This window comes from Candidatus Delongbacteria bacterium (assembly GCA_041675285.1).
GTDB lineage: Bacteria > CAIWAD01 > CAIWAD01 > CAIWAD01 > CAIWAD01 > CAIWAD01.
In genome coordinates this window covers 108,153-125,359 of sequence record JBAYTZ010000001.1, presented here as the reverse complement: position 1 = coordinate 125,359, position 17,207 = coordinate 108,153, and the positions used below count along the sequence as shown (strand labels likewise).

The window sequence follows — 17,207 nt, the reverse complement described above, 5'->3', positions numbered from 1 at the left end:
GGATCCGGCATTCTCCCGCCCGTGAAAAATCCGCACATTGTCCCCGTCACACACCAGCAAGCGACCAGGAGGATCAGATGTTCAAGGAATTTCGTCAGTTCGCCATGCGCGGCAACGTGGTGGACATGGCCGTGGGTATCATCATCGGCGGCGCCTTCGGCACTATCGTAAAAAGCCTGGTGGACGACGTGATCATGCCGCCCATCGGCCTGGTGCTGGGCGGAGTCGACTTCTCCAACATTTTCCTGACGCTGAAGGACGGCAGCGTGCCGGCGCCCTACGCCTCGCTGGCCGCCGCGCAGACCGCCGGGGCGGTCACCGTCAACCTGGGCGTGTTCCTCAACGCGGTGATCAGCTTCCTCATCGTGGCCTTCGCCGTGTTCCTGCTCATCAAGAGCGTCAACCGCCTGCAGCGCGAGGAGGCGCCGGCCCCCACCGCCCCCAGCACCAAGGAATGCCCGCATTGCTGCAGCGCCGTGCCCCTCAAGGCCACGCGCTGCCCGCAGTGCACGTCCACCCTGTAGCCGCGGGACGCGCCGGCTGGACAGAGAGCGGGCTCCCCTTCGGGAGCCCGCGCCGGCCTTTCATCCGACCGCTCTTGCCACCCTCCCTGTCGGCTACGGACGACTGGCCGTCACGAAGTACAGGGCCCGCTCCAGCGACCCGACGGCTTCCGGATCCACCCAGAAGGTGTCGGTCACGTGTGCCACCAGGTGGGTGGCACCGGGTTCGGTCCCTGTCTGCTCCACACGATAGATCCGGTAGCTGAGCGCCCCGGGCACCACCGGCCAGCTCAAGCGGACTCCGCCTTCCACCCATTCGATCAGGACCGGCATGGGTGACTCCAGCGGGCCGGAGGTGGTGAAGCTCCAGAGCGGGCCCGGGGTCAGGCCGCCGGGGCCGAACTCATCCACGCGCCACAAGTAGGACTGCCCGGGCAGCAGGTCCTCGTCCGGCTGCCACCCCGTGCCCGGCTGGCTGGCCACCAGCGGCAGCGGCTCTTCCGTGCCCAGGTAGATCTGATGCAGCGCCGTCCGCGCGCCGGCCTGCCAATCCAGCCACGGCCGCAGGAGCTGATCCAGACTGCCCGCGGGCGGAACGGGATCCTGGGCCACGCCGGGGGCGGGCAGGGTGACGCTGGCGCTGCCGCCGGCCATCCACTCCGGCGTGGAGCGGCCGTTGGCGTTCCAGAGGTTCCAGGCCGTCTGTCCGGCGTCGTTGGTGACGTTGGCGTCCCGGAGGAAGTCGATGTACTCGCGGCTGGTGGTCTGGTAGTACAGGGCCGCCTCCACTCGCGTGGTCGCCAGCGGCAACTCGTACTCCGTGTCGTCCCAGTGCTGGCCGTCCGCGTAGGCGACCCCCACCGGCGGCGACTGGATGGCGGCGAAGTCCGCGTTGCGGAAGCCCCGCGGCGGAATGCGGTTGTCGAAGTAGATGCTGTCGTTCTGCACGAAGTGGAAACTGGGTCCCGGCGGCTGCTGCACCACCCCGGCCAGCAGGGGCGAGATCCCCGGCTTGACCTGGTAGAGCTTGAGCGCCGGATCGTGCTCCAGCAGGGCCGTGAGCGGATCGTAGGCGCCGGACTCGTAGAGCAGCTGGTCGGCGGCGTCGTAGGCCTTCAGATTCAGCCAGATGCGCCGGCCTTCCGGGTAGCCCGAGGGCAGCTTGTGGCCGGTCTCGTTGGTCACCCGCACCCGGGCCAGCGGACGATCCCCGTCCGTCTCCACGCTGAGCGCAAGACTGGCGGCGTGCTGCAGCAGGTAGCGCGCCCGCAGGATGCCGTCGTTCAGCGCGCCGACGTCCACCTCGCCGGGAAACTGCTGGGCCACCCAGACGGGCACCACCGTGTTGCCGCCGGTCAGATCGTGGAGCGGCAGGTTGGTGCGCAGGGGGGCGTCGTTCATGCTGCAGCCGTGTCCGGTGACGTCGCGCATGTGGCAGTCCTGGCAGCTGCGCACGATGCTCAGGTTGCCGCCGAACTGCGGGGCGAACACGCCTTCCGCCGTGTTGTAGGCGCTGACCGACCACTCGCTGTAGGTGCGCTCGATGGGGAACTGGCGGCGCGGATCGGCGTCGGGCGGGGCCTGGTCGAAGGCATTGGGCAGGTAGCGGCCGCTGGCCGGATCCAGGCTGAAGACCGGGTTGCTCACGTCGTGGCAGGTGCCGCAGAGGCGCGAGTCCGAGTGCAGGGGCGAATAGAAGTCCGCGTGCCGGGCCACGGAGTCGAAGAAGGGTCCGCGCCGGCCGTTGTCCGAGTCGGCCACGAACATGCCGTTGGCCGAGGCGGGCGGGATCTGGGCCAGGGTGGCCAGATAGGTTTGATCGCGCGGGTAGGTCCCGCTCAGGTAGTTCGCATTGCCGGGCCAGGGGTTCACGCCCAGCGGCGTGGGCGTCACCAGGCGGTGGCAGAACGCGCACTGCACGCCTTCGCGGTCGGCGGCGGTCAGGGCGCTGCCGTCCGTGGGCGTGCTGCGGCCCTCCAGCCAGCCCTTGGGCGTGTGACAGCGCAGGCAGAGGTCGCCGCTCTCGGGCGCGTCCTGGTTGGCCACGGCCAGGCAGGCCAGGAAGAAGGGATCGCGCATGGCCTGGGCCATCATGCTGCCCTTCCAGGAGTGGACGGGCTCCACGGCGGTCTCGCCGTAGCCGGAGTGGCAGTTGTCGCACTGGCTAGGGTTCTCCAACGTGCCCGACTGCCCGGGCTGGGAGCCCGGCAGCTGGAAATCGGCCAGGGTGCTGGGTACGGGGGTCGCCATGGCAGCCGCGGACAGCAGGGCCAGGGCGAGGGCGACGAACAGACGTCGAGTATCCATGGGGACCTCGGGCAAGGGAGTGGTCGAAGCGCTGTCAAGGCTTCAACAGGATACGGCGAGCGGCGGCCGGGCGCAAGCCGGACGGGCAAGGTGGAACTTGTCCTGGAGCAAGCTCAGGGGAGGGATGGCCGGGACAGGGCGGGGAGCAGGGTCAGGGCGCGGGACTCGACGGTCAGCAGGCCGCGGCGGGACAGGCGGCCCAGGATGCGCGAGAGGGTGGAAGGCGTGACGTCCGCCGCGCGCGCGATCTCCAGTTTGGGGATCTCCACCCGGACTCCCCCGGCCTCCACGTGGCGGTGGGCCAACTGGGCCAGGAAGCGGATCACGCGCTGCTCGGCGCTCTCCCGCGTTTGGGAGAGCCAGCGTTCCTCGGACTCCCGCAGCTCGCGGGCCAGCTTGCCCAGCAGCAGGCGGGCGAAGGGCCGGCAGTCCGTGGCGAATTCCAGGAAGAGGGCCCGCGGCACGAGACAGAGTCGCGCGGGCGTGACGCACTCCGCCGCCGCCGCGCTGGGTTCGCCGGCCAGCAGAGGCCGGAAGCCCGCCACGTCGCCGGGCCCCAGGAAGCGGATCACGATCTCTCGGCCCAGGGAGTCCGTCTTGAGCAGCTTGACGAAACCCTGCTGGATTCCGATCAGGTGGGGCAGCTCCTCGCCCTGATAGAACAGCACCTGTCCGCGCCGGCACTCCCGCACGAGGTGGAACTGCTCCAGCCGGATTCGCTCCGCCGGCCCGAGGGCGGCGAAGAGCCCGCACGAGGCACACCCGGCGCAGTCGTCCACCGGCCGCGGGTTCATGCCGCCGCTCCCGAGTTCACAGCCGGAGCGCCAGGTGCCGCAGCTGCTCCAGCAGCTCCGGCGGACAGCTGAAATCGAAGCGACCGACCCGGCACTCCACGCTCCGGGCGTGAGCCAGCCGGCGGAACGATTCAACGGGCAGCCAGACGTCGAGCCGCGTGACGGGCTGGCTGGGCACTTCGATGCCCGACAGCTCCACCTCGTCGAAGAAGATGCGCTCCCCGTCCACCAGGGCCACCAGTTCCGCCCGCATGCTCCGTGTGAACATCGGCTTGTCCGCACTTAAGGTGAACAGCACGCGCTTGAGGGCCTGCGGCCGCAGCTGCCGGCCCTGATGGAACACGCTGAAGCGCAGCTCGCCCCGGGCGTCCGCGTGGTCGCCGCTCAGCTCAACGATGAAGGTGGGGGTCATCAGGCTGCCCAGATCCTCGAATCGATCGTAGACGGGCACCAGCAGCGACGGGCTCTCCTGCGCCCGGCCGGGCAGGCCGGCGACGCACAACCACAGACACAGCCACAAGCCGACGAGGGGGCGCTTGCACGGATTCATGGGTACCTCAAGCTGGGATGAACGGGGGAAGGCCTACAAAAACGTAGGGATGGCGCCAGACAGGCACAATGGCTTTCCAGCGCTGGCGACCCGGCTGGAAATCGACATCTTAGGCCGACCTAAGCGCAAGGACCCGACGCCCGATGCCCACGCGGCCCGCCCACTCCGACACCCGGCGCATTCACCGGGAGCTGAAGACCGTGCACGCCATGTTGCGGCTCCACTGCCGCCACCGGCACGGCGCCCGCGAGCTCTGTGCGGAATGCGCGCCGCTCTGGGATTATGCCCGGGCCCGGGTGGAGGCCTGCCCCTTCTGCCCGGACAAACCCACCTGCGTCAATTGTCCGGTCCACTGCTACAAGCCGGAGATGCGCGAGCGGATCCGCCGCGTGATGCGCTACGCCGGGCCGCGCATGCTCTGGCGCCACCCTTGGCTGGCGCTCCTGCACCTCTGGGACGGACGGCAGGACCGGCAGCGCGAGTCCCTGCGGCGCCGGGCCGCCCGAACCACAGGCCCGGAGCGCGCCGAACCCACCTGAACCGGGCGGCGACGCGCGTCTGCCCGAACTTCGTCACCTTGAGGCCGGAAGCCCACCCTCCGCCCCGCGGCCCTCTACGCGCCGGGCGGTTCCAATCGGATGTGCCTGACCGCCTGTCGGACTGGGGCCAACCCGGTCGGACAGAGGATGTACGCCGCCGAATCCACCTCCGCCGGGCCGGTCACGGAGGATCAGACAACCAAGGAACGAACCATGTCCTTCACATCCCTGCACCTCCACGCCTCCCTGCTCAAAGCCATCAAGGAGGCCGGCTTCATCCGCCCCACGCCCATCCAGACGGAGGCCATCCCGCCCGCCCTGGCCGGCCAGGACCTGCTGGCCTGCGCCATGACCGGCAGCGGCAAGACGGCCGCCTTCCTGCTGCCCATCATGCACCAGCTCATCGACAAGCCCCGGCGCACCACGCGGGCCCTGGTGCTGACGCCCACACGCGAGTTGGCCGCCCAGATCCTCGAGGACTTCAACACCCTGGCCGTGCACACGCCGCTCAGCGGGGCCGCCGTGTTCGGCGGCGTGGGAATGGGACCACAGGAGCACGCCTTCCGCACCGGCGTGGACCTGCTGGTGGCCACGCCCGGCCGCCTGCTGGACCACTTCCGCTCGCCCTACGCCCGGCTGGCCGGACTGGAGTTCCTGGTGCTGGACGAAGCGGACCGCATGCTGGACATGGGCTTCCTCCCGGACATCCGGCGCGTGCTGACCCACCTCCCCACTCGGCGCCAGACCCTGTTCTTCTCGGCCACCATGCCCGGCCCCATCGGCCTGCTCAGCCGCGAGATGCTCAAGAGCCCGGCGCTGATCAACCTGCAGCGCCAGGCCGCGCCGGCGGTGGGCATCACCCAGGCCATCTACCCCGTGCCCCAGGACCTGAAAGGCCTGCTCTTCCTGGAACTGCTGCGACGCGGCGAGCTGCGCGACGCCCTGGTCTTCACGCGCACCAAGCACCGGGCCGACCGGCTGGCCAACTTCCTTGAAAAGAACGGCGTCGTGGCCGACCGCATCCACGGCAACCGCTCCCAGGCCCAGCGCACCGCCACCCTGGCCGCCTTCAAGGCCGGCCAGACCCGGATCCTGGTGGCGACGGACATCGTGGCCCGCGGCATCGACATCAGCGAACTGGGCCACGTGGTGAACTTCGATGTGCCCGTGGTGCCCGAGGACTACATCCACCGGGTGGGCCGCACGGCGCGCGCCGAGGCCACGGGCGACGCCTTCACCTTCGTCTCGCCGGAGGAGGAGGGCGACCTGCGGCGCATTGAAGGCGCAGTGGGCAAGCGTCTGCCCCGCGTGGTGCTGCCGGACTTCGACTACAAGGCCAGCCAGGGCGAGAAGCTCGAGGTGCCGCTGGCCGAGCGCATCGCCAAGATCCGCGCCGAGAAGGCCGCGGCCCGGGAACGCTCCAAGGAGAAGGAGTACCGGCGTCAGCAGTTGGCGCTGGCCACTGAGGAGCGCGCCCGGCAGAAGCTCGAGGAGCAGTCCGCGCGCGCAGCGGCCGGCACGTCGCGCAAGCCGGGCATGAAAGTCACGGTGCTGGGCACCTCCCACCCGTTGGGGGCCACGCCCAACCGGTCCGCGGCGCGGACGACGCCCAAGCCCGCGGCCACGCAATCCGGATCCCGGCCACCCGCCAAGCCCGCCGGCCGCTCCGCCGCAGCGGCCTCCGCGCCGGCCCGCGGCAGCGCCCGCCCGAGCGGCGCTCCACCCCAGGGCGAGGCCGCGCGCACCCGGCCCAAGCGCCGGCGGCGCCGCTCCACGGGTGGCGGACAGGGCCAGAGCTAGGCCGGCCCGTGTCCCGCACCGCCCTGGAGATCCTGCGCAGCGTCTACGGCTACCCGGAGTTCCGCGCCCGGCAGGCGGAGATCATCGCGCAGCTGGTGGCGGGCGGCGACGCCCTGGCCATCATGCCCACGGGCGGCGGCAAATCCCTCTGCTACCAGATTCCCGCCCTGCTGCGCGCCGGCACGGGCGTGGTGGTCTCGCCCCTCATCGCCCTGATGCAGGACCAGGTGAGCGCCCTGCACCAGCTGGGGCTGCGCGCCGCCTTCCTCAATTCCAGCCTGTCTGCCGCCGAGGCGCACGCGGTGGAGCGGCGCCTGCTGGACGGCGGGCTGGACCTGCTCTACGTAGCGCCCGAGCGCCTGCTGCAGGAGCGTACGCTGGCCCTGCTGGAGCAGGCGGCCCGCGGGGGCGGCATCGCGCTGTTCGCCATCGACGAGGCGCACTGCGTCTCCCAGTGGGGCCACGACTTCCGCCCGGAATATCTGCAGCTCTCCTTGTTGGCCGAACGCTTCCCGCGCGTGCCGCGGCTGGCCTGCACGGCCACGGCGGACGAGCGCACGCGCGCCGAGATCCTGGCCAACCTGCGCCTGCAGGGGGGGCGGGTCTTCATCAGCGGCTTCGACCGGCCCAACATCCGTTATCGCGTGGCGCCCAAGGGCCAGGCCCCGCAGCAACTGCTGGACTTCCTGCGCCGCGAACACGCCGGCGAGGCGGGGATCGTCTACTGCCTCTCCCGCAAGCGGACCGAGCAGACGGCCGCGGCCCTGTCCGGCAAGGGAATCCCCGCCCTGCCCTACCACGCCGGCCTGGACGCCGCCGTGCGGCGCCGCCACCAGGAGCGCTTCCTGCGCGAGGACGGGCTGGTGGTCTGCGCCACCATCGCCTTCGGGATGGGGATCGACAAGCCCGACGTGCGCTTCGTGGCCCACCTGGACCTGCCCAAATCCATCGAGGGCTACTACCAGGAGACCGGCCGGGCCGGCCGCGACGGCCTGCCGGCGGACGCCTGGTTGCTCTACGGCCTGCAGGACGTGGTGCTGCTGCGCGGCTTGATCGAGCAGGGCGAGGGCGACGAGGCCCAGCGCCGGCGCAATCGCCAGCAACTGGACACCATGCTGGGCTACTGCGAGGACACGGGCTGCCGGCGCCAGGCCCTGCTGGCCCACTTCGGCGAGACCCTGCCCGAGCCCTGCGGCAATTGCGACAACTGCCTGGACCCGCCCGCCAGCTGGGACGCCACGGTGGCGGCACAGAAGGCGCTCTCCTGCGTGGCGCGCACGGGCCAGCGCTTCGGCGTCCAGCACCTGGTGGACGTGCTGCGCGGAACCTCCACCGAACGCACACGCAGCCTGGGACACGAGACGCTGAGCGTGTACGGCGTGGGCCCGGAGCTGGAGCCCGCCGGTTGGCGGGCCGTGTTCCGCCAGCTGCTGGCGCGGCGTCTGCTGGACCTGGACCCCGAGGGCTTCGGCGGCCTGCGCCTGACGGCCGCGGCCCGGCCCGTGCTGAGCGGCGAACAGCGCCTGCAGCTGCGCCAGGACGCTCCCGCACCCGCGACCAGGGGGCGGGTGCGCTCCGCCCGGGGTCTGGAAGCCCTGCGCGCCGAGCTGGCCGCCGCGCCGCCTCGGGCGCGCGCGCTGCCCGCCAGCCGCCCGGCCACCCTGCTCCCCCGGGGCGAGAGTCGCCTGGAGAGCGACGGCGAACCCGATCCAGCCGCCCTGGACCTGTTCCAGCGCCTGCGCGCCCTGCGCCGCCGGCTGGCCGAGGAACAGGGCGTGCCGCCCTACGTGATCTTCCACGACCGCGTGCTGGCCGCGCTGGCCGGCCGCCGTCCCGCCAGCGCCGAGGAACTGCTCCAGGTGAGCGGCGTGGGCCGGGCCAAGCTCGAGCGCTACGGCGCGGCCTTCCTGGAGGAGATCCGCTCCGCCGGCGCCTGAACCAAAGCGCTGGGGAAGTGGCCGTTAACCCATCGAAGAATTGTCTACGTTGCGCCTGGAGGCAAACCCTGTGTTACAACCAACTCCCGGAGGTTAGATGCGCGGCAGGTTGTGGATGGCAACAGCGGGCCTGGCGCTGCTGGCCCTGGGCGCGGGCGGACGCGGCGCGCGGAGCATGGGTCCGTCGGACGGTCTGCTGGGATCCTGGGTCAGCGAGGACGTCCTGCTCCTGGAGGACGATGAGGCGTGGGACTTCCTCGATCCGGATGCAACCCTCAGCTCCCTGCGCTTCGATCCCGACGGCCGCTGGTGGATCTTCGAATCCGACTTCATTGGAGATTACTGCCGGCACGTCGAGCTGCGCTGGCAGGCCGACGCGGACAGTCTGCGCCAGATGGGCAACCCGGAGCGCTGCCTGGCCTATGCCCTGGACAGTACGGCCACGAGTCTGGATCTCACCACCCGGCAGGGCCAGACGCGCAGCTACCTGCGCCTGGCGGACACCATCGACACCACGGGCTGCCCGCGCGATGTGTTGATTCTGCTGGGCTGGTAGGAACACCAGCCCCCTTCGTTCGACACCTGCCACAGGCCCAGCCCGCTGCAGGCCCAAGTCGGGAGAATCTCATGGGAATCGCATGGACGGGTGGCGCAGTTCTCCTGCTGCTGCTCAGCGTGGGTGGCGGCGGACTCGGCGCAGAACCCGGCGGGTCCCCGGCCTTGTCGGGGACGTGGTACAATCTGGCGCCCCTGGAAGACTACGGCTACAGTCTGAACCTGGCCACCGATGGCAGCTGGACCTATATGGAGGACGACTACTATGACTTCGTCTGCAGCGTCTCGTCGGGGCGCTGGCAGGCGGACGCCGACAGTCTCCGGTTGGACGCACTGCCGGAGGCGACCCGGGCCTATCGGGTGGAAGCCGGCGACTCGACCCTGGTCATCATCCAGCCCGCTGGCGACGAACGCCGCTTCCGGCGCGAGCCGTCCCCACAGGATTCCGTGGGCTGCACCGAAGTCCCGCTGCTGGACCAAGGGTGGTAACAAGCCGCCGCGCCTACGGGTGGCGGGCCGCCGTCCCGCTGGATCCAGCTTGACCAAGCCATGAAAAGGCCGAGACTCCTGCGAGTCCCGGCCTTTTGCATTTCGTCAGTGCCGCGCGACAGCAGCGCGCCCGCTGCCTACAGCAGCGCGTCCCGCTACTTCAGTAGCGCGTCCCGCTACTTCAGTAGCGCGTCCACCACGGCGTTCCAGCTGGCGCTGGGGCGCATGGCGCGCGTGGTCTTCTCCGCGTCCGGGTGGTAGTAGCCGCCCAGGTCCACCGGCGCGCCCTGGGCCGCGGCCAGCTCCGCCAGGATGACGGCTTCCTCCTCGGTCAGCCGGGCGGCCACGGGCGCGAAGCGCGCCTGCAGGGCGGCGTCCTTGGACTGTGCGGCCAGCGCCCGCGCCCAGTAGAGGCACAGGTAGAAGTGGCTGCCGCGGTTGTCCAGCTCATTCACCCGGCGCGAGGGCGACTTGCGGTTCTCCAGCACCTGACCGATGGCCTCGTTCAGGGCCTCCGCCAGCACCTGGGCCCGCGGATTGCCGGACTTGCCCGCGATGTCCTCCAGCGAGACTGCCAGGGCCAGGAACTCGCCCAGGCTGTCCCAGCGCAGGTGACCCTCCTTGACGAATTGCTGCACGTGCTTGGGCGCGCTGCCCCCGGCGCCGGTCTCGTAGAGTCCGCCCCCCGCCAGCAGCGGGACGATGGAGAGCATCTTGGCACTGGTGCCCAGCTCGAGGATCGGGAACAGGTCCGTCAAGTAGTCGCGCAGCACGTTGCCCGTGACGCTGATGGTGTCCTGACCGGCGCGGGCGCGCTCCATGGAGAATTGGATGGCCGCCACGGGCGGCAGGATGCGGATGTCCAGGCCCGTGGTGTCGTGCAGGGGCAGGTAGGCCTGAACCTTGGCGATCAGGTTGGCGTCGTGGGCGCGCCGCTCGTCCAGCCAGAAGATGGCCGGCGAACCCGTCGCGCGGGCGCGCGAGACCGCCAGCCGCACCCAGTCGCGGATGGGCGCGTCCTTGGCCTGGCAGGCGCGCCAGATGTCCCCTGCCTCCACGGCGTGCTCGAGCAGCGTGGCGCCGGCGGCGTTCACCACCCGCACGCGGCCCGGGGCGGCGATGCGGAAAGTCTTGTCGTGGCTGCCGTACTCCTCGGCCTTCTGCGCCATCAGGCCCACGTTGCAGACGTTGCCCATGGTGCTGACGTCGAAGGCGCCGTGGGCCTTGCAGTCCTCGATCACCGCCTGGTAGATGGTGGCGTAGCAGCGGTCGGGAATCAGGCACTTGGTGTCGTGGAGCTGGCCGTCGGGCCCCCACATCCGGCCGCTGTCGCGGATCACCGGGGGCATGGAGGCGTCGATGATGATGTCGCTGGGCACGTGCAGGTTGGTGATGCCCTTGTCCGAGTCCACCATGGCCAGCGGCGGGCGCGTGGCGTAGACGGCCTGGATGTCCGCCTCGATGGCCGCGCGTTGGGCCTCGGGCAGCTTCTGCAGCTTGGCGTAGACGTCGCCCAGGCCGTAGCCCGCGTCCACGCCCAGGTCGGCGAAGACCACCGCGTGCTGCTCGAAGACGGGCTTGTAGTACTCCTCCACGCAGTAGCCGAACATGATGGGATCGGAGATCTTCATCATCGTGGCCTTGAGGTGCAGCGAGAGCAGCACGCCCTGGCGCTTGGCGTCCTCGATCTGCGCCGCGTAGAAGGCGCAGAGCGCGCGCCGGCTCATCAGCGTGGCGTCCAGCACCTCGCCTTCCAGGAGGGGCAGCTTCTCCTTGAGCACCGTGACCCGCCCGTCCGCGGCCACGTGCTCGATGCGCACCGTGTCCGCCGCGGGCAGCACGACCGACTGCTCGTTGCCGTAGAAATCCCCGCTCTCCATGTGGGCCACGTGGGTCTGGGAGTCGGCGCTCCAGGGGCTGAGCTTGTGCGGGTTCTTCTGGGCGTACTCCTTGACCACCCGGGCCACCCGGCGGTCGCTGTTGCCCTCGCGCAGCACGGGGTTGACGGCGCTGCCCAGCACCTTGGCGTAGCGGGCCTTGACCTCCTGCTCCTCAGCCGTGGCCGGGGTCTCCGGATAGTCGGGCACGGCGAAGCCCTGGGACTGCAGCTCGCGGATGGCCTCCTTGAGCTGGGGGATGGACGCGCTCACGTTGGGCAGCTTGATGATGTTGGCCTCCGGCCGCTGGGCCAGGGCGCCCAACTCGGCCAGGTCGTCGGCCTGGCGCTGCTCCGGCCGCAGGCGCTCCGGGAAGGAGGCCAGGATCCGCCCGGCGACGGAGATGTCGCGGGTCTCCACCACCACGTCGGCGGCTCGGGTGAAGGCGTTCACCACCGGGAGCAGCGAGTAGGTGGCCAGCATGGGAGCTTCGTCGGTGTAGGTATAGATGATCTTGTCCTGGGACATGGAACGGTCCTTCCAGAAGAGTTGCGGCTCGCCGGACCCGGTTGCGGCCGGGTCCCTTTGTCGATGCTTCAGAGTAGCAATTAATCAGGCGAGCGACGCTCCGCCCCCACCCGGCGGGGCCTGCGCAGGCCGTCTCAGGGCCGGACCGGCTCGCCCGCCAGGGCGGTCACCCGGAAGCGGCGCGCGTCCGTGGCGCTCGCCAGCGCCACATCCAGGCCACAGTCCGTGGTGGTGGCCAACAGGGTCCAGAGCGGGTCCCCGCTCAGGGCGGCCTGCTCCACACGATAGGCCCCGGCGCCGGCCACGGGCCGCCAGTCCAGGCGCAGGCCGGCCCCCGTCAGGACCAGTTCCAACCGCGGGGCAGGCGGCAGCGCGGGCAGAAGGCCACCGAGCTCGAGCTCGTCCACGGCCCAGCCCAGTTTGTGCGTGTTGGCGTCGCAGACGAAGCCCAACCGCAGCTCCAGGGACTCCAGCCCCTCCGGCAGCTGGAGCAGGTGCTGGCGCCAGCCGTGGGTGCCGCTGAGCAGGCGCTGGGGCCAGACCAGCGGGACGTGGTGCGTGGACTTGAGGAAATGGGCGGCGGCGGGGACGAGGGTCGCGTCCTGCCACTGCCCGTCCGCCGTCCGCCACTGGACCAGTCCGCCGTCGTAACACGAGTCCGGCGCCTGGCTGGAGACTTCCGCCTCCAGCCGGCTCCAAAAGGCCAGCACGGGCGCGAGCAGGCCGTCAGGGATGGTCAGCGGCTCGAGTTCCAGCCAGGCCGCGCCGCTCGGCGCGTAGACCGTGCAAGCGGCGCCGCCGAAGCGCCAGCCCAGGCCGGCGCGAGCCAGGCAGGCCTCGCGGCGCCACTGGTCGCTCCCGCCCCCGAAGGCCGCGTGGACGGCCTGCTCCGCGTCGTCGAAATCCAGCCGCGCCACGGGTTCGCGCACCAGGGCCGTGAGCAGCGGAGTCAGCGTGCTGGAGCGGTCGGCGGGCTGGTCCTCGGCCCGCACCTGGTACCAGCGGCTCTCCCCCGCGGCGCCCGGCGCCAGCAGACCCTCGTACCAGCCGTCTCCCAGGGCCGTCATGGGCGTCTCGGTCCACTCCAGGCTGTCCGCGCTGCTGCGCAGCGTGACGGCGGCCAGGGGCGAGTGGTCCGTCACCCGCGCCCGGATGAGCGTGGCCTCGCCCGGGCGTAGCAGGCGGCGCTCCTCCAGCTCCACCACGGGCGCCAGCTGGTCCACCACGTGCAGGCGCACGCTGTTGGAAAAGCCCGAGACGCGGCCCTGGGCGTCGCGCGCCCGCAGGACAAGGCTGTAGTCCAGCCCCGGCGTCAGGCCCGTCAGGTCCACGCCGCGCAGACCCGGCCAGCACAGGCCGGCGCTGTTGGAACGGGTCACCACCCGGGCGCCGGGGCCGATCACCAGCGCCGTGTCCACGTGGACTTCATAGGTGTCGAAGAACACCGAGCGGCTGGGCTGCCAGCTCAGCCGCGCGCCCGTGGGGCCCAGCTGCAGGGCCGTCAGCTGCGCCGGCGCCGTGGGCGGCAGGGAATCATCGAAGACCGCCAGACTGTCCCGGGCTTGGCGCAGCGCCCGCACCCAGGGCTGCTGGAAGGCCCAGGCCGCGGCGAAATTCCCCAACGCGGCCACCACGGTGTCCGGTCCGCAGCCATAGTAGGCCGCCGCCCCCAGCCCGTGGGCGGGCGCAGGCAGCTCGTCCACCTCCAGGTGCAGGATGCGCTCCAGGTTGTCGCACTCAGCGTAGCCCGCCCCGTAACTGGCCGTGAGCTGGCAGTTGGCCCCGTAGCCCGGCAGGCTGCCGGCGGCGGGGATCTGCACGAGCGAGTCCGGCGCACCGCCCTCCACCAGCACGGGGTAGAGCGAATTGCTGGAGACATAGTCCTGCAGGCGCCACTCGCCGTGGGTCCAGCCCAGGCTGTCGGCGGCGAAGACCGGCTGCCCCAGGTTGCCCAGCAGACCCTTGGAGCCGCCGCCCGGATCGAAGAGCACGGGCAGGTGGATGCGGTTGGACGGTCCCGCCGTCAGCACGCAACTGGTGAGGTTGCGGTGGCTCAGGTCGTCGTAGCTGTGCAGCTGCAGCACCAGCTCCTGGCGGCCCAGCGCGCGCTGATAAGCCAGGAAGGCCGTGTGCGCGGCGGCAAAGGGCAGGCGGCAGTTGCGCGACGGATCCGAGAGCGAGGCGCTGTTGGTGTAGGCCGCGGCGCTGCCCGTGTAGGCGACCTCGCGCCCGGCGCCGTGGATCAGCAGCAGGCCGGCGTCCAGCGCCAAGAAGGCTTCCAGCCCCAGATAGGGCGTGGGGAAATCGTCGCAGGGATGGGGCATCTCCACGCAGAGTTCGGGCCGCGTGGCCGCCGGGTTGAAGACGAAGACGCCCCAGCCCTTGACGAAGCCACCCACCACGTCGTCCTGGGGACCGGGGGACAGGCCCGGATCCACATGGGTGGAATCCAGCGCTTCGCGGAGCAGCCAGAAGTCGCGGCCCAGGCTGCTGTCGCTGAGCTGGGCCAGCTGGTAGCCGCAGCCCGGGCTCTCCTCCAGGCGCAGCGCCGCGGCCGCGCCCTGGTCGTCCAGCAGCAGCCCGGTGAGTTCGCCGAACAGGGCCAGCAGGCTGTCGCCGCCGGCGTCCGCGGGCACCAGCTGGAAGCCGCCGAAGCCGTTCAACTGTGGATCCAGCTGGGGCGGCGCGTAGGCGTTGTAGCCCGGCCGGGCCACGTTCTCGCTGACGTGGCTGATCCAGTTATCGTAGGCGCAGCCGGTTGCCTCGCCGGCCAGGAAGCCGCGCAGGGTGCCGGTCTCCATCAGAATTTCAGCCGAGAGAGGTCGAACTCCGGCCAGCAGGAAGAGCAGGCCCACCAGTGGGCCGCGGATAGGGCTGAGGACCCGGCGGAGTTCCATCATCACGATGCTGCCTGTGCAAATTGGCGCCGCGGGGGCGGGCGGCGCGGGAGCTTGGCATTCCAGCTGCCGGGAGACAAGCGACGCGGTGGCCTTTCTCCGACCGCACCGTCTCAGGCGGAGTCGCCGTCCGTCTGCTCCAGCCGGCCCTGCCAGAGGTATGTGCGGGTCTCCGCGACGATCACGCCCTGCAGCAGCACCAGCGAGACCAGGTTGGGAATGGCCATCAGGCCATTGGTGATGTCCGCCAGGTTCCACACCACAGGCAGCGAGAGCACGGAACCCGCGAACACGGCCCCGGTCCAGAGGATGCGATAAGGCATGACCACGCGCGGCCCGCCCAGGTACTCGGCGGCCTTCTCGCCGTAGTAGGACCAGCCCAGGATGGTGGAGAAGACAAAAGTCAGCAGGCCCAGCGTGAGGATGAAGGGCCCCACCACGGGGATGTCCGCGAAGGCCGCGCGGGTCAGGCTGGCGCCGTCGAGGCCCTGGGTCCAGTGCCCCGAGTTGACCACCACCAGGCCGGTCATGGCGCAGACCACCACCGTGTCCCAAAAGGTGCCCGTGGACGAGACCAGGGCCTGGCGGACGGGATTGCGGGTCTGGGCCGCCGCGGCGACGATGGGCGCGCTGCCCAGGCCGGACTCGTTGGAGAACAGCCCGCGGGCCACGCCGAAGCGGATGGCCTCGCGGATGCCCGCCCCCACGAAGCCGCCCAGGGCCGCCTGCCCGCTGAAGGCCGTGCCCAGGATGAGCTGCACGGTCTCCGGCAGGCTCGCGCGGTGCAGCACCAGCAGGTAGGCGCAGCCCAGCACGTAGAAGACGGTCATGAAAGGCACCAGCCACTCGCAGGCTCGGGCGATGCTGCGGATGCCCCCCAGGATCACCACGCCGGTGAGCAAGGCCAGCACGACGCCGGTGAGCGGGGCGGAGAGGCCGAAGCTTTCCCGGGCCAACCCGGCGATGCTGTTCGCCTGGACCATGTTGCCGATGCCGAAGGCCGAGACGGCGGTGAGCGCGGCGAAGACCAGACCCAGCCACTTCCACTTGAGTCCCCGCTCCAGCACGTACATGGGCCCGCCGGCGAAGCCCCCGCCGGGGACGCGCACGCGGTACTTCACGGCCAGCAGGGCCTCGGCGTACTTGGTGGCGATGCCGAACACGCCGGTGAGCCACATCCAGAGCACGGCGCCCGGCCCGCCCGCCACCACGGCCGTGGCCACGCCGACGATGTTGCCCGTCCCGATGGTGGCCGCCAGCGCCGTGGTCAGCGCGCCGAAGGGCGAGATCTCCCCCGCGCCGTCGTGCCGGCGCTGCAGGCTGAGGCGGATGCCCGTGAACACGTGGCGCTGGATGAAGCGCAGGCGGACGGTGAGCAGCAGGTGCGTGCCCAAGAGCAGAATCAGGAGCGGCGGACCCCAGACGAGATTGCCGAGCTGTGACAACAGGCTTTCCATCCGCTCCACGGGCGCCTCCTCGAGCAAGAGCTGATTGATGACTGGAATGCGGCCGCTCCCGCCCCCGGGGCCGGGCGGGATTCGCCGCGGATCGGCTGGCACAAGGAAAGGAAGGCCGGGCGTCCGGCCAAGGGCGGGTGCGGGGAACAGGCAAACGCGCCCGGCCGAAGCCGGGCGCGTGGAGGTGCAGACAGATCGGGAAGGTCGACGAGGCTAGTTGTTCGCGCCAGCCTGGCGGACCGGCTGGCTCGCCGCCGCTCCGCGGGTGCCGGGCCGCAGGACGTGGAAGCCGCCGCCATGCGGGCCCGTCAGGTCGCAGTCGCCGCCGCCCATCTGCCCGAAGCCCTTGCCGCCGCTGCCGTCATGGGCCGGAACGTAGTCGGGATCCTGGCCGTTGGGAATCCCGTCGCCATCGGCGTCCGGCGCGTTGTCGTTGAAGCCGTCGCCGTCCTCGTCCACGAAGCCGCCGTTGCCGTTGCCGCTGCCGTCCTGGGGCGGCAGGTAGTCGGGATCCTGGCCGTTGGGAATCCCGTCGCCATCGGCGTCCGGCGCGTTGTCGTTGTAGCCGTCGCCGTTCTCGTCCACGAAGCCGCCGCCACCGTTGCCGCCGCCGTCCTGGGGCGGCAGGTAGTCGGGATCGAGGCCGTTGGGAATCCCGTCGCCGTCCGCGTCCGGCGCGTTGTCGTTGTAGCCGTCGCCGTTCAGGTCGATGAAGCCCGACCCCTGCTGGTTGAATCCACCGTTGCCGTTGGGCTGAGCCGAGACCGCCGTCGCCAGGGTGCCGAGCACGAGCGCGGCGAGCAGGAGCTGGAGTTGCCGATTCATGATGTCCCTCACCAATTGGATGTTGTGAAGGCGCGACCTCGTGTCACGTCGTCGTTGAAAAGGGTTTTGGCAAGCCGCGTGCCAATTGCCGTTGTCCGGCGTGATACAATCCAAACTCCATGAGCGGCGGACACATGGCCAGCGCACCG

At 70.8% G+C, this 17,207-nt stretch carries 13 protein-coding genes; 6 read left to right on the top strand and 7 right to left on the bottom strand.

Going from position 1 to position 17,207, the window contains the following annotated elements; all coding sequences use genetic code 11:
• Positions 1 to 77 precede the first annotated feature (77 nt).
• Positions 78 to 524, top strand: coding sequence for a large-conductance mechanosensitive channel protein MscL (gene mscL, locus WC326_00380; GenBank protein MFA7329506.1), 447 nt, complete (start codon positions 78 to 80; stop codon positions 522 to 524).
• Positions 525 to 617: 93 nt separating this feature from the next.
• On the opposite strand, the gene WC326_00375 is transcribed toward mscL, so the two are convergent.
• The 3 genes from WC326_00375 to WC326_00365 all read right to left on the bottom strand — a co-directional run bounded on the left by WC326_00375 (position 618) and on the right by WC326_00365 (position 4,154).
• Positions 618 to 2,810 (bottom strand): hypothetical protein, encoded by a 2,193-nt coding sequence (locus WC326_00375; protein ID MFA7329505.1) that lies wholly within the window; start codon positions 2,808 to 2,810, stop codon positions 618 to 620.
• Between the two features lie 113 nt (positions 2,811 to 2,923).
• Positions 2,924 to 3,604 (bottom strand): Crp/Fnr family transcriptional regulator, encoded by a 681-nt coding sequence (locus WC326_00370; protein MFA7329504.1) that lies wholly within the window; start codon positions 3,602 to 3,604, stop codon positions 2,924 to 2,926.
• A 16-nt stretch (positions 3,605 to 3,620) separates the two neighbouring features.
• Positions 3,621 to 4,154: a hypothetical protein gene (locus WC326_00365; GenBank protein ID MFA7329503.1), complete on the bottom strand. Its 534-nt coding sequence runs from the start codon at positions 4,152 to 4,154 to the stop codon at positions 3,621 to 3,623.
• 143 nt (positions 4,155 to 4,297) lie between these two features.
• On the opposite strand from WC326_00365, the gene WC326_00360 reads away from it, so the two are divergent.
• From WC326_00360 to WC326_00340, 5 genes are all read left to right on the top strand, one after another.
• Positions 4,298 to 4,693 carry a nitrous oxide-stimulated promoter family protein gene (locus WC326_00360; protein MFA7329502.1) on the top strand — a complete coding sequence of 132 codons (396 nt, stop codon included), beginning with the start codon at positions 4,298 to 4,300 and terminating at the stop codon, positions 4,691 to 4,693.
• A 213-nt stretch (positions 4,694 to 4,906) separates the two neighbouring features.
• Positions 4,907 to 6,493 carry a DEAD/DEAH box helicase gene (locus WC326_00355; GenBank protein MFA7329501.1) on the top strand — a complete coding sequence of 529 codons (1,587 nt, stop codon included), beginning with the start codon at positions 4,907 to 4,909 and terminating at the stop codon, positions 6,491 to 6,493.
• 8 nt (positions 6,494 to 6,501) lie between these two features.
• Entirely contained in the window at positions 6,502 to 8,430 is a 1,929-nt protein-coding gene (gene recQ, locus WC326_00350) for a DNA helicase RecQ (protein ID MFA7329500.1), read from the top strand.
• Between the two features lie 97 nt (positions 8,431 to 8,527).
• Positions 8,528 to 8,986 carry a hypothetical protein gene (locus WC326_00345; GenBank protein ID MFA7329499.1) on the top strand — a complete coding sequence of 153 codons (459 nt, stop codon included), beginning with the start codon at positions 8,528 to 8,530 and terminating at the stop codon, positions 8,984 to 8,986.
• Positions 8,987 to 9,057: 71 nt separating this feature from the next.
• Positions 9,058 to 9,474 (top strand): hypothetical protein, encoded by a 417-nt coding sequence (locus tag WC326_00340; protein ID MFA7329498.1) that lies wholly within the window; start codon positions 9,058 to 9,060, stop codon positions 9,472 to 9,474.
• 176 nt (positions 9,475 to 9,650) lie between these two features.
• On the opposite strand, the gene WC326_00335 is transcribed toward WC326_00340, so the two are convergent.
• The 4 genes from WC326_00335 to WC326_00320 form a co-directional block, all read right to left on the bottom strand.
• On the bottom strand, positions 9,651 to 11,879 hold the full coding sequence (locus WC326_00335) for an NADP-dependent isocitrate dehydrogenase (protein ID MFA7329497.1): 2,229 nt from the start codon (positions 11,877 to 11,879) through the stop codon (positions 9,651 to 9,653).
• 134 nt (positions 11,880 to 12,013) lie between these two features.
• Complete coding sequence (locus WC326_00330) at positions 12,014 to 14,782, bottom strand: fibronectin type III domain-containing protein (GenBank protein ID MFA7329496.1); 2,769 nt, start codon at positions 14,780 to 14,782, stop codon at positions 12,014 to 12,016.
• Positions 14,783 to 14,889: 107 nt separating this feature from the next.
• Positions 14,890 to 16,242, bottom strand: a complete 1,353-nt coding sequence (locus WC326_00325) for a sodium:alanine symporter family protein (protein ID MFA7329495.1) — start codon at positions 16,240 to 16,242, stop codon at positions 14,890 to 14,892.
• A 204-nt stretch (positions 16,243 to 16,446) separates the two neighbouring features.
• Entirely contained in the window at positions 16,447 to 17,058 is a 612-nt protein-coding gene (locus WC326_00320) for a hypothetical protein (protein MFA7329494.1), read from the bottom strand.
• Between the last annotated feature and the right edge of the window lie 149 nt (positions 17,059 to 17,207).

What these genes read in the sequence shown, in the direction of transcription:
- mscL (MFA7329506.1), top strand. Translation starts at nt 78, where the DNA reads ATGTTCAAGGAATTTCGTCAGTTCGCCATGCGCGGCAACGTGGTGGAC.
- WC326_00375 (MFA7329505.1), bottom strand. Translation starts at nt 2,810, where the DNA reads ATGGATACTCGACGTCTGTTCGTCGCCCTCGCCCTGGCCCTGCTGTCC.
- WC326_00370 (MFA7329504.1), bottom strand. Translation starts at nt 3,604, where the DNA reads ATGAACCCGCGGCCGGTGGACGACTGCGCCGGGTGTGCCTCGTGCGGG.
- WC326_00365 (MFA7329503.1), bottom strand. Translation starts at nt 4,154, where the DNA reads ATGAATCCGTGCAAGCGCCCCCTCGTCGGCTTGTGGCTGTGTCTGTGG.
- WC326_00360 (MFA7329502.1), top strand. Translation starts at nt 4,298, where the DNA reads ATGCCCACGCGGCCCGCCCACTCCGACACCCGGCGCATTCACCGGGAG.
- WC326_00355 (MFA7329501.1), top strand. Translation starts at nt 4,907, where the DNA reads ATGTCCTTCACATCCCTGCACCTCCACGCCTCCCTGCTCAAAGCCATC.
- WC326_00345 (MFA7329499.1), top strand. Translation starts at nt 8,528, where the DNA reads ATGCGCGGCAGGTTGTGGATGGCAACAGCGGGCCTGGCGCTGCTGGCC.
- WC326_00340 (MFA7329498.1), top strand. Translation starts at nt 9,058, where the DNA reads ATGGGAATCGCATGGACGGGTGGCGCAGTTCTCCTGCTGCTGCTCAGC.
- WC326_00335 (MFA7329497.1), bottom strand. Translation starts at nt 11,879, where the DNA reads ATGTCCCAGGACAAGATCATCTATACCTACACCGACGAAGCTCCCATG.
- WC326_00320 (MFA7329494.1), bottom strand. Translation starts at nt 17,058, where the DNA reads ATGAATCGGCAACTCCAGCTCCTGCTCGCCGCGCTCGTGCTCGGCACC.